Here is a 14319-nt window from a genome sequence, read left to right as displayed (position 1 = left end):
ATGAACAAGAAAATGACTAATCTAATCTGTGTCATATTATTAGGCACGATGATTTTACCAATTAATGGCTTAGCTGAGGGGACTGAGTCAACAACAGTAACGAGTGAAATGCAACAAATTATTGAAGATTCATTACCTAAGCTATCAGAACCGTCCAAGCAAACGATAGAAACAACTGAAACAACCGATTCTTCAATTGAAAAAACTCAAGCAACTGAAGCAACGAAAGAAGTAGAAACTGTTTCCTTTACTTGGTCACAACAAGAATCAGAACGTCAAGTAACTGCCGGAGCGGATTTTTATCTAAAAATAACTAGTAATGTAACTTGGGCGGAAATCCAATTGCCTCAGGAAATTCAATATAATCCCCAAAAGAACCAACAATTGCAGGAGCATAGTTCTTATAATCAAGAACAACATAGCTTGGTTTTAAGAGACTTAGCCCAGTTGGGGGAGAGTTACTTGCTGTTAACGACAACAAAAGCAGGAACCTTTACCTTGTCAGTCAAAGATAAAAACCAAGAAACGTTGGCTAATAATTTAGACGTGACGATTGTGAAAGAGCAAGTAGTAGTGCCACAAGAGACCCAGAAGAGTAGTGAGCAGAAGCAAACAAAGGAAAATGAAAAAAGCAACCCCGTCGTTAAGTCTAAAAACATTGCCGCTAAAGCGAATGGGATTACGGTCGGTTTGACTGCACCAGCCACTTATCGTACATATACTGACCCTGCGACAGGAACAGCACCAGATTACTTAACTGTTTCTTTACCAGTTTCCATCAGCCAAGCGGGCCTCACTGGTACTTCGATTGAGCTTCCTTATGGCTTTTATCCAAGTAAAAGTGACCCGATTTTTAAAGACTTTGATAGTACAGAACCGATTTTTTCGTTGGTCACACCTAGTACACCTAGTGCTAACTCCATTGTGGCTTCGTATGTAAATGATACGGCCAATAAAAAATTAATTATTCGCTTGAAAGAAACCAAGACAACTTTAGAGACGATTAATTTACGTTTTAAATTTAATAATGTCTATGATGCCAAAATCCCACCTGAACAAATCGTGTGGAATAATCTCCAAGCGAAGGTATTTGATAATACGGGGACACAAATAGCAAGTTCAGCGGCAAATAAAGTGTTAAAAACTGATGTGGCTGTTTCTAGTGCTTCATATGTGCTTTCTGGTTACGCAGTTCCTAGTGATGACAATTATTTTGATGGTGATATTGTTGTGACAAACTCTTATCGGTTTAATTATTTAGCTAGAGCGAATTTAGACCCTAATTATGAGCATCAAGTGTATGTTGAAATTCCCACAGGAGCTACATTAACGGGAACTTTAGCTAATGCGTTATTAAAAACCGGGGTCACAAATGCACAAGACCCTAGTGTGCCAGCGGGTTTTACTCGGTACTATCAAAAATTAGTAACTCTCTCACCAAATATTTTAGAAAACCCAGCAACTCGAATTGATTTAGCCTATACTAACACAAGGGTTACTTTGAATAAAACGTATGCAGAAGGGAGTACTTTTTCTGTTAATTTTGGAATGAAAGTAAAATTCCTGAATGGAAAAATAAATACGCTTACCACTACGAAAAGTTATACAAAACGTTCTCGACCAGATTTTCAATTGTCAGGAACAGGATATCATGCAATTTTTAACACTTCTACTAACAAAGTTAATAACTTAGACGATTTAGCGACAGCTGGAACTTTTTCCACTTTTGGCTATGGTTCATTTAGCCGCTCTGCTACTATTAAGAATACTGGCGCTAAATCAATTCAAGGAGTGACATACAAATTACAAGAATTAACTGTAGGCTCAGCTAAAGGAAACTTCACTGATTTATATATTTATGGTGTTACTGATGGAGTGAGTGCCCCCGCCTATTATCGGCCTTTGTATCATATTAAAAATGCCATAACTGGAACGAGTCGTTCTGTTTGGAGCAGTACACCGGCTAAGACTGGTAGCTTTAGTCCAGCTTTACCGACTTTAGCAACCAATGAGTATATTTCAACCATTGATATTATTCCTATGGGAACCGATGGCACAACCCCCAATTCGTTACCTCCAGGGAACGGAATGATTCTTGAATATGGCATTAAAAGTTGGCCGACTGGGAAGTGGCCAGATGGGACAGCGCTTTCTAAGAAAACTAATCCAATCACCTTTGGAGCCACGATGCAGTATCAAGATGCAACAGGGACTCCTACAGAGCTTAAATTAAACAATAATGTAGTCTATTATAATAAAGGTGTAGCTTTAAGTACTGGTGTTAGCTTTAACAGTGTTAATAGGGAAAATAAACTGCCTGGGGACACGATTAACTATGAAATAGTCGGGAGTAATTATGGCTACTATACAGATACTTCTTTGGGGGATTGGGAGAATCCTATTATTACAATTAAAGTTCCCAAACAATTACGTTTAAAAGCGACTACGAAAAAAGATTTTATTGATGAGAGTAATCAAGTTACCTATCCAGCTTCGGTGACCGCTGAAACTTTAGCTATAAATGACACAACTTACAATTATTATCGGTTTAAGACGTCCAGCACGGCTTATAAATCTAAAGTAAGGGGGAAGGCTAGTGTTTTTCGAATTCCTTTAGAATTTGTAGTGGATAGTTCAGCTGCTTCTGGAAGCTATCAAATTCCTTATATCGCCTATAGTAGCCCTAAGCCAACTGATTTCTTTCATGGTGTACTTGGTCAATTATCTGCTGCAGAGGCTAAAAAAATCGGTGTAGACAACACGAACGAAAATAGCTACGTGATCAACTCATCTCCTTTAAATAGCGATTTTTCTGTAGTGGATTCTTCTAAGTTAGACAGCGCTACTAATGCTCGTGGCTCCGCGACGCAAGCTTGGTCAAATACGAATATCTTTGCGGTAGACCGCAAAGGCACCCCGCAAATGCAAACGGTCATTAAAAATTCTGGAAATACAAACTTCAATAACGTTCGCTTGTATAATATTTTACCTTCTTCTAGCGATGGTCGTGGTTCAACAGGCAGCATCGGGTTTACAAACTTGACCAGTAATAATGGGACAGCCAAAACTTACTATACAACTAAGCCTGTCTCACAATTGCCTAGTTATGCTAACAATGATTTGCAAGCGTGGAATGCCACTAAACTAACCAGTTTAGGGTTCACTACAACTAAACCCGCTAATTCAGCTTTAATCACAGCAATCTATGTCGATTTTGGCGCAACGACAATCAAACCAAGTGAGACATTAGATGCGATTATGAGTTTTTTAGTGCCAGATGCAGAGAATCAAAAAGCGATTAACCAATTTCAATATTCTGCTAAAGAAGCTAAAGCAGGAGCCACTTTAACAGCAGTTAGTGATGAAATTACCTTTAGCACAGAGTTTGCTCAAGTAGCCTATGAACAAAATTTACCGAGTATTACAGTTCCTGGAAGTGGAGTGAAAGATTTACCTTCTCCGCAAACAATCCAGTTAGATGTGAATGATGCCGGCAAAATTGTCATTCCAACAGCCAAACCAACGCTTAGTGGTTATACTTTTGTAGAATGGCAAGATGTTGAAACACCAACCAAAAAATATCAACCGGGAGCAACGATTAGCTTTACGTCTACGTCAACTACCACAAAAATAACTCTGAAAGCTATTTGGAAACCAATCTCAGTGAATGTGACTTTTAGTGCCAATGGGGGCTCGGGTGGTACGGCTGCTAAAGCCTATACTTTTGGGACAGTAGTTAATTTAAGCACGGTTGTGAAGCCAACAAGAACAGGCTATATTTTTCAAGGTTTGGCTACAACAGCCAGTACCACAACACCAGATATTACAACAAACCCTCTCGTTAATTATGCCTCAGCTAAGACCTATTATGCTGTTTGGAAGGGGAACGCTTATACCGTAAAGTTTGATGCGAATGGGGGAACTGGTACTATGCCTAACGCTAGTTTTATTTATGGAACAGGCAAGCCATTACCAGCCAACACCTTTACGAAAGAGAGTAATACGTTCCTTGGTTGGTCAAGGACACGGACAAGTGCAGTTGTCTATACGGATAAACAAATAATTTCGACATTAACTGCTACTAATAATGGGACTGTAACTTTATATGCGAAATGGAGTGGGCAACGACCTGTATTGATGGGGACGCCAAGTACGTTTGATTTTGGCAAACAAACGATTTCGCCAACGGCAAAAAGTTATGGACTAAATTCAGCAAGCTATGTCGGAAGTCCCGAATTACAACAAGCTGGTTTTATGTTACGTCTAGAAGATAATCGACCAACTAGTACAGGTTGGAAATTAAACGTTAGTTTATCTGAATTTAAAGATAAAACTGGTAAATCTTTACCACAAGGAGAAGGAATTACCTTGAACTTTGCGGACACTCAACTTCAAAAAGTTCAATATGCTAATACAGCCGAGGAATCAGTAACGACTGGTTTTACCAATGGACCGATGTTAGGTTCTCAAGCTTTTCGATCGGGTGCAACAGCCCAATCAATAATCACAGCAACTGGAGCACAAGGAAGTGGAACTTGGCAACTATATTTTCCTTTTGAAGAGATAAAATTAACTGTGCCTGCAAATGTAGGAGAAATATCAAAAGTATATCAATCGACAGTAACTTGGTCATTGGACGATGTAGTCTAATCTTAGTATGATTTACTTAGAAGGAAAGTTAATTGTATTAAGAAAAAACGCTTCTAAGTTTTACAGGAATATTAAAAAACAAACGTATTGTTAAATACGTTTGTTTTTTTCTATACTTTTTTCGATTTATCCTTTATAATGTAACTTCGATAGTTACATTAACTATTAAATGCAAACAAAGGAGGAGAAGTATGGATAAACAACAGCGAGGCATTCAAGTGATTAGAATTTGGCTAGGGGTGACGATGCTAATTCATGGAGTGATGAAAGTAACGTCATTGGAAGATACTTTAGCGTTTTTTGCTAGTATTGGTTTGCCAAGTCTTTTTGTTTATGGTGTAGCAGCAATTGAATTAATTGGTGGATTATTTATGATTATTGGTTTTTTAATTCCATTGGTATCAGTAGGATTCATAGCAGTTTTAGTCGGAGCTATTTTTTCTTTTGGTTTGGCAAGTGGTTTTAGTGGTTATGAGTACGAATTATTTTTAGCAATAACCAGTTTGGCTATTTTGGTTAGCTATGCCGATAAAAAGTATCTTACGTTAAAACTTTATTTTTAATAAATCAAAGCAATAAAGAGTTAGTCAAACTAGTTGTTATTGCGAAAAAAGCCCTAAAACAGTGATATTTAACTGTTTTAGGTTTTTTTTTATCAAAAAGGTCAAAAAAGGTCAATTTATTTATTGACCTTTACTGACCAATGGAGTATAATAAATTTATAAGGTTTACAGATACCTTAACTTTTGAAGAAATCCATCAAAAGTCGGATAATAATAATTGTAAAGAATGTTAAAATAAAAAAAAGACAAAACAATAAACGGGAGGGATCGTTTATGAATATTGAAAAAATGACAACAACGCTACAAGAGGCGATTGCTGAAGCTCAAAAAGTTGCGGTGACACGGCAACATCAAGAAATTGATGTCGCACATTTATGGAAAATTTTTCTTCAACCAAACCATTTTGGACGTAATTTTTACACAGATGCTGGTTTAGATGTTGACGCATTTGAACGAGAAGTAGATAACGCGTTAGATGAATATCCAAGTGTGGCGGGCGGTAATGTGCAATATGGTCAAAATTTAAGTCAAAATTTGTTCCATTTATTGCAAGAAGCTGATTCACTTCGAGAAGAATTCCAAGATGAATTTTTATCAACCGAAATTGTACTTTTAGCTTTAATGAAATTGAAAAATTATCGTTTAACAAAATATTTAATGCAACAAGGCATTACGGAAAAAGAGTTAAGAAAAAATATTGAAGAGATGAGAGGAGGAGATCGTGTGACTTCTCAAAACCAGGAAGAACAATATAAAGCATTAGAAAAATACGGTGTTGACTTAGTACAACAAGTAAAAGCAGGAAAACAAGATCCAATCATTGGTCGTGACGAAGAAATTCGTGACGTTATTCGGATTTTATCAAGAAAAACTAAAAATAATCCAGTCTTAATTGGTGAACCAGGTGTTGGTAAAACAGCGATTGTTGAAGGATTAGCACAACGAATCGTTCGTAAAGATGTTCCCGAAAACTTAAAAGATAAAACTATTTTTTCTTTAGATATGGGCGCCTTAATTGCGGGAGCAAAATTCCGTGGCGAATTTGAAGAACGGTTAAAAGCTGTTTTAAAAGAAGTGAAAAAAAGTGATGGCAAAATCATTTTATTCATTGATGAAATTCATAATATCGTCGGAGCTGGTAAAACTGAAGGCAGTATGGACGCCGGGAATTTATTAAAACCGATGCTAGCACGTGGTGAATTGCATTTAATCGGTGCCACAACGCTTGATGAATATCGCCAATATATGGAAAAAGATAAAGCCTTAGAACGTCGTTTCCAAAAAGTATTAGTCAAAGAACCAACAGTAGAAGATACCATTTCTATTTTGCGTGGCTTAAAAGAACGATTTGAAATTCACCACGGCGTGAATATTCATGACAATGCTTTAGTTGCTGCCGCTACTTTATCCGATCGCTATATTACTGATCGTTTCTTACCAGATAAAGCGATTGACTTAGTCGATGAAGCAAGCGCAACGATTCGAGTGGAAATGAATTCGATGCCTACAGAGCTCGATCAAGTAACACGTCGGTTAATGCAACTAGAAATTGAAGAAGCGGCCTTGAAAAAAGAATCAGATGATGCAAGTAAAAAACGGTTAGCCAACTTGCAAGAAGAATTAGCAGATTTGCGTGAAGAAGCCAATTCAATGAAAATGCAATGGGAAACGGAAAAAGAAGAAGTTAATGCGGTTTCCAATAAACGTGCAGAGATTGATAAAGCAAAACACGAATTAGAAGATGCTGAAAATAATTATGATTTAGAACGAGCTGCTGTTTTGCGTCATGGAACAATTCCGCAATTAGAACATGAATTGAAAGAATTGGAAGAAAAGAACGCCAAAGATAACGTTAAAATGGTACAAGAATCGGTTACTGAAAACGAAATTGCGCAAGTGGTCGGTCGTTTAACCGGCATTCCTGTGACAAAATTAGTTGAAGGCGAACGAGAAAAATTAATGAAACTGAATGAAACATTACACAAACGTGTGATTGGTCAAGATGAAGCCGTCGATGCTGTTAGTGATGCGGTGATTCGTTCAAGAGCAGGCTTACAAGATCCAAATCGCCCACTTGGTTCGTTCCTTTTCCTAGGACCAACTGGTGTTGGTAAAACAGAACTTGCTAAAGCTTTAGCTGAAGATTTGTTTGATTCTGAAGATCATATGGTACGGATTGACATGAGTGAATACATGGAAAAACATGCCGTGTCTCGTTTGGTTGGGGCCCCTCCAGGTTATATTGGTTATGAAGAAGGTGGTCAGTTAACAGAAGCTGTTCGTCGAAATCCATATACAATTGTTTTATTAGACGAAATTGAAAAAGCGCACCCAGATGTTTTTAATATCTTATTACAAGTTTTAGATGATGGTCGTTTGACAGATTCTAAAGGTCGGGTCGTTGATTTTAAAAATACGGTTTTAATTATGACAAGTAACATTGGCTCTCAGCTTTTATTGGAAGGTGTGACACCTGAAGGAACAATTCCAGAAGAAGTTGAAAATCAAGTCATGAATATTCTAAAAGGACACTTTAAACCAGAGTTCTTAAACAGAATTGATGATACTATTTTATTTACACCATTAAGCTTGGATAATGTGAAAGGAATCATTGGTAAAATGACCGCACAACTTGCTCATCGTTTAGAGCAACAAGAAATTGTGTTGGAAATCACTGATGAAGCTAAAACATGGATTGCTGAAAATGGGTATGAGCCAGCTTATGGAGCTCGTCCGTTAAAACGTTTCATTACTCGTGAAGTCGAAACACCATTAGCAAAAGAAATTGTTTCTGGTCGAGTAATGCCAAAAACAAAAGTCACGATTAGTCTATTAGACAATCAATTAGTTTTTGAAAATGAACCGATAGAAGAAGTATAAAAAAAGAACGAGCGAATTCGCTCGTTCTTTTTTTTATTATGACAATCGTTGCTTAATTTCTTCCAACAAATCCTCTTCTGAAGAAACAACCCGACCATTCAATTTAATCAAACCAACTGTATAAAGGTTTAAATAATGGAATTGATTTTCAGCGACTTCGTTCAAAGCATCAAGCTTTTGGTGATTATCAGCACCTTGTTGGCGGCTGTCTGTGTAAAGGGCAACCACCGGAATTCCTTTGGCATAAGCAACACCAATTTCGGAAGCTACGCCCGCATCAATGGTTGGGCCGTCTAATAAAGCAACCAATAAATCGCTAGCAAGGACATTTTCTGTATCTGCTAAGGCAATCATTTTACTATCGGCATAAGCAGATTTGTCGTTAATCGCCGCATTTTCTTGTGGTAAATAAAGATCGATTGTTTTATCCAATTGTCGAATTTGTTCGACTAAATAGGCATTATAACGTAAGTCAGCTTGCGAAAATAAAGGTCCTGCAAAATAAATTTTTGTCATTTGTCTGTCTCCAATCCAAGGGTTTAGAAATAATCACTGAAATAAGCTTCTTGGTCAGGAAAAATCCGTTCCAAAGAATTTAAAGTTTCTTTATCTGTATCAATGCGCTCAATTCGATGTAAGTACGAAGGGCGTCGGTAATTCATGACTAAACAAGTTAGTGTTTGAATATCTAAGTGAACGGCGGTGCCTAAAGGTTCATCCGTAATGGTTACTTGATCATTTTCATCCCAAATTAAGCCAAAAATACCATTATTCCACTCAGCGACAGGATCTTTAACGACAAAATGGAAGGGCTTAGCTGTACTTTCAAAAGGAAAGTTTTCTAAAAAGGCTTTGACATCAACAATTCGCGCCATATAATAGGGTTCAATACTTTCTTTAATTTGGCTGTCTTCTAAAAGAAAGGCTAATGGTTCGTTTTTATAGATATCGCCCTTGACCCAATAAACCATCGAAAAATGCGCAGTAATAAAATTCCACAAGCCATTTCGGGCTTCTTGGTTCAAGTAAAACATTTCCTTAATATGAAATACCTCATCGGCCACCCAATAGAAAAGTACTCCTAAAGGTTCTTGATTGGCACCATAATAGACAGCAGCAGTCCGTTCTTCCTCGTTTTCGAAACGCCAATATTCTTCCCAGTTGAAGGCACTACGAATGAGCGCGCCGTGATTTTGACGAGCGAATCGCGCATAGACATCAAAGACGTCTGGGTGATCGACAGCTAACCGTTCAATCATTCCTGGAACAGGAACGGTTTTTGGTAATTGCGTATCCCGAATTTTAAAAGATAACTTGTCGGACATGATTTCCCAACCTTTACGTCGATAATAAGGAATGTTGTAAGGGAAAAGATAAGAAATCCACTGTTTATCTTGGCGCATTTCTTCTAATGCTGTTTGAATCAAGTCTTTCATTAAACCGTGGTTGGCATATTCAGGATAGGTACCGACACCAGTAACGCCGCCCATTTTATACAAAGCACCATGGATATTGACTTCGCATGGATAGATAGCAATTTGTGAAATTAATTGATTTTCGTGAAACCAGCCAAATACTTTTGAAAGTTCTAAAATCGGTTGTTTTGATTTGATAAATGCGCGTTTGTTTTCAAAACCACTTTCTTCAATATCCGCTTCAGTTACTTGAAAAACATAGGAAAGAAGTTCATTAAATTGATCAATGTGTTCTTCCTCAACAGGCTTTAAGGTCAGTTGCTTTCGAAATTCTTGTTCATCCATTTTTCCATCTCCAATAAATTTACTGTTTTTAGTATACCAAATTTTTCGAAACTCTGTTAGCCTTTCGAAACCAAAAGAATAAAAGGGAAGTGCTTTAAATCTTCTTCAAAAATTGGTATAATGAAAAGTGCTGATTATCCTAGACCTTTAAACATGATAATTTGATAAAAAAGGCAACTAAAATATAACAATTGATTGATGAAGCTAGCAGGGAGCTAGCTTTTCTTAAAAGAAATGAGGCAAAAAATGAACAATAAAGAAATGAAAGCAAGACAAGAGAAAATTCGTAATTTCTCGATCATTGCCCACATTGACCATGGGAAGTCAACTTTAGCCGACCGGATTTTGGAAAAAACAAATACAGTTAGCAGTCGAGAAATGCAAGATCAATTACTTGATTCAATGGATTTAGAGAGAGAACGCGGCATTACCATCAAATTAAACGCAATTGAATTAAACTATACAGCCAAAGATGGTGAAACCTATACTTTCCATTTGATTGACACACCAGGGCACGTCGATTTCACCTACGAAGTTTCTCGTAGCTTGGCAGCTTGTGAAGGGGCTGTTCTAGTTGTTGATGCGGCGCAAGGAATTGAAGCGCAAACGCTAGCAAATGTCTATTTGGCATTGGATAATGACTTAGAAATTTTACCTGTTATTAATAAAATTGATTTACCCGCCGCTGATCCAGAGCGTGTTCGGACAGAGATTGAAGACGTAATTGGAATTGATGCATCGGAAGCTGTTTTAGCAAGTGCAAAAGCAGGGATTGGGATTGAAGATATTTTAGAACAAGTGGTGGAGTATGTACCAGCTCCATCAGGCGATATTGAGGCTCCTTTAAAGGCTTTGATTTTTGACTCTATTTACGATAGTTATCGGGGGGTCGTTTTAAACATCCGTGTAATTGACGGTGTCGTTCGTCCTGGGGATAAAATCCAAATGATGAGTAACGGTAAAACGTTTGATGTAACAGAAGTCGGCGTTTTTTCACCGAAACCAATTGCTCGTGATTATTTAATGGTTGGTGATGTGGGTTATATCACCGCTAGCATTAAAACGGTTCAAGATACACGGGTCGGGGATACAGTGACTTTGGCCGACAATCCAGCAGCAGAAGCACTACCAGGCTACCGCAAAATGAATCCAATGGTTTATTGTGGCTTATATCCAATTGATACGTCGCGCTACAATGATTTACGGGAAGCATTAGAAAAATTACAATTAAATGATGCGGCGTTACAATTTGAACCGGAAACATCGCAAGCTTTAGGGTTTGGTTTCCGTTGTGGTTTCTTAGGTTTGCTGCACATGGATGTTGTTCAGGAACGTTTGGAACGAGAATTTAATTTAGAGTTAATTACAACAGCACCGTCTGTAATCTATCACGTTAATAAAACTGACGGAACAACCGTTGTTGTTGACAACCCAGCTGAATTTCCAGAACCAGTAACGATTGAATCTGTGGAAGAACCTTATGTTAAAGCGCAAATCATGGTGCCAAATGATTATGTAGGAGCAGTAATGGAATTATCACAACGTAAACGTGGCGAATTCATTACAATGGATTACTTAGACGATTATCGTGTAAACGTAGTTTATGAAATTCCGTTATCTGAAATCGTGTTTGACTTTTTCGATAAATTGAAATCAAGTACAAAAGGCTATGCATCCTTAGATTACGAAATGGCTGGCTATCGTACCAGCCGTCTAGTAAAAATGGATATTCTATTAAATGCTGAAAAAGTGGATGCTTTAAGCTTTATTGTTCACCGAGATTTCGCATTTGAGCGTGGTAAAGCGATTGTTGAGAAACTGAAAAAACTAATTCCACGTCAACAGTTTGAAGTCCCAGTTCAAGCGGCGATTGGTCAAAAAATTGTGGCTCGTTCAGATATTAAAGCCTTACGCAAAAACGTACTGGCTAAATGCTATGGTGGCGATGTTTCTCGTAAACGTAAATTGTTAGAGAAACAAAAAGAAGGGAAGAAACGGATGAAACAAATTGGATCCGTGGAAGTTCCTCAAGAAGCCTTTATGGCGGTTCTGAAAATGGATGAAGATGATCAGAAAAAATCATAAATTTATTCTTTTTTTATTGAAAGTAGGACATTAGTCATTTCGACTTGAGCCGACCCCCAAAAGTTAGACCTAGAAATCTAACTTTTGGGGGTCGGCTCAACTTATGTCCCACTTTTTAACTCTTAAGATAATCAGTTTGAACAAAAGAAGACTTTTAAGAAAAGTCTTTTTATTTTTTTGATCTAAACATTTATTCTTTAATCAGCTATTATTTTAGTAAAAAATAGATTAATTTACTAAAATAATATATAATAAAGGTAAAACTAGGAGGGAAGCATATGACGTGTATTTCATTATCGATTTTAAATCAAGAACAAGAAGTTAGAAAAGCTAAGATAGATGATTCAGATTCTTTGAAAGAGTTAACTATTACAGGAAAAGATTTTGTTTGTTTAGCTGCTCGGGATTGTCAATTACAAGACGGCGATGTGATTCAAGTTTGTTTAGATACGCCCAATACTTATTTAATGGTGAAGTTAGATGCTACGCTTGATAGCAGTTTGATTTATGTTCCAGAACAAAAATGGACGTTTCCAATCATAAAAAATGAAAACGCTATCGAAGCGCGAGCAGCGTATCGTTTTGAAACCAAGAAACCTTATATAAGTGTGCGTATTGCCACTAAAGAAGAAATTAAGAGTTATCGTAATTGGGCGTTAAATCCACATGATTTACAACATTTTACTGGTGCGTATCCTCATGCATCTGCCAACGTGGAAACGCGAAATGATGCCACTTTTTTTGCTTGCAATGCGATTGACGGTACCTTTGCTAATCTTTATCATGGGCCGTATCCTTATCAATCATGGGGGATTAATCAGCAATTAGATGCCGCATTAAAAATTGAATTTGGGCGTGAAGTCTTGTTGGATAAAGTGATCTTAACATTACGAGCGGACTTTCCCCATGATAATTATTGGCAACAAGTGACTTTAAAATTTTCCGACGGTACACATGAAGTTTTTAAAACTGTTAAGACTGAGCAACGCCAGAGCTTTACCTTTGCGAAACGGGCAGCGGAGTGGGTGATACTAACAGAGTTAATTCAAGCAGATGAACCATCACCATTTCCAGCATTAACACAAATTGAATTATTTGGTCAAAACAAATAAAAAATAAGGACGGTTCCTTTATAGGAGCGGTCCTTATTTTTTATTTCTGGCGTGGGCTAGTTGTCGATTGGCGGACAACCAATTCTGTGTTTAACAGGACTCTACGAGGAATGCTAGGCATTTGAATTCGTTTGTGCAATAAATTAATGCCTGTCTCGCCCATTTCTTCAGTAAAGGCATGGACAGAGGATAGCGGTGGTGAGACATATTGAGAAATAGAGATATCATTGATCCCCATGACACTAATTTCTTCAGGAACCTTTATACCGTGTGCGGCTAACGTATGTATCACACCGATTGCAAAGGCGTCGTTATAAGCAAGAATCGCAGTAGGTAAATCATTTCCCCATTTCTCTAACGCTTCTTCTGTCAATTGTTCCCCCGTTTTGACATCCAACATGCCATTTTCTTTTAAGATAAAATAATCTTCGTTAAACAAGTGATAATGCTGCATAATGTCAAGATAAGCATTGGTTGTCGGCGTTTTATAACGACGGAAACCATACATATTTTCGCTTTCTTCGGCACCAATAAAGGCAATTTTTTCGTGGCCCAATTCCAAAAGATGGGTTAAGGCAATCTCGGTTGCTTGATAAAAATCAGTATTTACAGAATCAAATTCTTCCAATGGGAAATTACTGCCAATTACACAAAGGTTTGGATGCAGTTGCTGCAACTCTTGTAGCGTCTTTTGAGTGAATTTACCAATTGCCAAAATGCCATCAATCCCTTGAAGGTTATGTTGTTCCAATTGAGAAACTTTTAGAATATTGTAACCTAACTCTTCGGCCCGTTTTTCAGCGCCTAAACGAATCGACATATAGTAAATATCCGTTAGTTCTTCGTCATCTGAACGCCACTGAACGACGGCAATCGAAGGCTCTTGCGGAGCTGTTTGTACGGAAAGGTTAGGTGTCAGTTGCTCCTGCTGTTTGTTTTTATTTTTAGTTTTATATTTCGTATAATTCAGGGTTTCTGCTGCTTCAAAAATTTTTCGCTTGGTTTCCTCTGTAACGGATAAGTTTGGATCATAGTTCAGAACTCGCGATACAGTTGAAATTGAAACATTCGCGACTTTTGCGATATCTGTGATAGTTGCCATTCTAAATGCCTCCTTCTCAAGTACTATTATAGCATATAGTATATTTCTTTTTAGTAAAAAAAAGCAAGAAAAAGCTTTTTTTACTTTTTTTTAGCAAAAACTATTGATTTTTTGACTAAAAAAATATACTATAAAGTCAAAGAAAGCGCTTTAATTCGATGGAGAAG

General features: G+C 37.4%; 8 protein-coding genes. 5 read left to right on the top strand and 3 right to left on the bottom strand.

Going from position 1 to position 14319, the window contains the following annotated elements; translation table 11 throughout:
• From IGL17_RS09155 to clpB, 3 genes are all read left to right on the top strand, one after another.
• Window positions 1–4650, top strand: coding sequence for a WxL domain-containing protein (locus IGL17_RS09155; RefSeq protein WP_438760175.1), 4650 nt, complete (start codon window positions 1–3; stop codon window positions 4648–4650).
• 191 nt (window positions 4651–4841) lie between these two features.
• Window positions 4842–5213 carry a DoxX family protein gene (locus tag IGL17_RS09150; RefSeq protein WP_002359784.1) on the top strand — a complete coding sequence of 124 codons (372 nt, stop codon included), beginning with the start codon at window positions 4842–4844 and terminating at the stop codon, window positions 5211–5213.
• A gap of 273 nt (window positions 5214–5486) precedes the next feature.
• On the top strand, window positions 5487–8093 hold the full coding sequence (clpB, locus tag IGL17_RS09145) for an ATP-dependent chaperone ClpB (RefSeq protein WP_438760173.1): 2607 nt from the start codon (window positions 5487–5489) through the stop codon (window positions 8091–8093).
• A 36-nt stretch (window positions 8094–8129) separates the two neighbouring features.
• Here the strand turns inward: clpB and IGL17_RS09140 are convergent, their stop codons facing one another.
• Together IGL17_RS09140 and IGL17_RS09135 are read right to left on the bottom strand one after the other, a co-directional pair.
• A complete protein-coding gene (locus tag IGL17_RS09140) occupies window positions 8130–8609 on the bottom strand; it encodes a nucleoside 2-deoxyribosyltransferase (RefSeq protein ID WP_002362157.1) in 480 nt (159 codons plus the stop codon).
• Window positions 8610–8632: 23 nt separating this feature from the next.
• Window positions 8633–9853, bottom strand: a complete 1221-nt coding sequence (locus IGL17_RS09135) for a GNAT family N-acetyltransferase (RefSeq protein WP_002356813.1) — start codon at window positions 9851–9853, stop codon at window positions 8633–8635.
• A gap of 246 nt (window positions 9854–10099) precedes the next feature.
• On the opposite strand from IGL17_RS09135, the gene lepA reads away from it, so the two are divergent.
• Together lepA and IGL17_RS09125 are read left to right on the top strand one after the other, a co-directional pair.
• Window positions 10100–11938: a translation elongation factor 4 gene (gene lepA / locus IGL17_RS09130; RefSeq protein WP_002362887.1), complete on the top strand. Its 1839-nt coding sequence runs from the start codon at window positions 10100–10102 to the stop codon at window positions 11936–11938.
• Between the two features lie 278 nt (window positions 11939–12216).
• Window positions 12217–13050: a hypothetical protein gene (locus IGL17_RS09125; protein WP_002369000.1), complete on the top strand. Its 834-nt coding sequence runs from the start codon at window positions 12217–12219 to the stop codon at window positions 13048–13050.
• A gap of 40 nt (window positions 13051–13090) precedes the next feature.
• Here the strand turns inward: IGL17_RS09125 and IGL17_RS09120 are convergent, their stop codons facing one another.
• Entirely contained in the window at window positions 13091–14152 is a 1062-nt protein-coding gene (locus IGL17_RS09120) for a LacI family DNA-binding transcriptional regulator (RefSeq protein ID WP_002356832.1), read from the bottom strand.
• Window positions 14153–14319: the final 167 nt, after the last annotated feature.

It is taken from the genome of Enterococcus sp. AZ088 (assembly GCF_051714845.1).
GTDB classification, from domain to species: domain Bacteria; phylum Bacillota; class Bacilli; order Lactobacillales; family Enterococcaceae; genus Enterococcus; species Enterococcus faecalis.
The sequence above is the reverse complement of the archived record's forward strand: the minus strand, read 5'-3'. Positions and strand labels throughout refer to the sequence as shown.

What these genes read in the sequence shown, in the direction of transcription:
- IGL17_RS09155 (WP_438760175.1), top strand. Translation starts at nt 1, where the DNA reads ATGAACAAGAAAATGACTAATCTAATCTGTGTCATATTATTAGGCACG.
- IGL17_RS09150 (WP_002359784.1), top strand. Translation starts at nt 4,842, where the DNA reads ATGGATAAACAACAGCGAGGCATTCAAGTGATTAGAATTTGGCTAGGG.
- clpB (WP_438760173.1), top strand. Translation starts at nt 5,487, where the DNA reads ATGAATATTGAAAAAATGACAACAACGCTACAAGAGGCGATTGCTGAA.
- IGL17_RS09140 (WP_002362157.1), bottom strand. Translation starts at nt 8,609, where the DNA reads ATGACAAAAATTTATTTTGCAGGACCTTTATTTTCGCAAGCTGACTTA.
- IGL17_RS09135 (WP_002356813.1), bottom strand. Translation starts at nt 9,853, where the DNA reads ATGGATGAACAAGAATTTCGAAAGCAACTGACCTTAAAGCCTGTTGAG.
- lepA (WP_002362887.1), top strand. Translation starts at nt 10,100, where the DNA reads ATGAACAATAAAGAAATGAAAGCAAGACAAGAGAAAATTCGTAATTTC.
- IGL17_RS09125 (WP_002369000.1), top strand. Translation starts at nt 12,217, where the DNA reads ATGACGTGTATTTCATTATCGATTTTAAATCAAGAACAAGAAGTTAGA.
- IGL17_RS09120 (WP_002356832.1), bottom strand. Translation starts at nt 14,152, where the DNA reads ATGGCAACTATCACAGATATCGCAAAAGTCGCGAATGTTTCAATTTCA.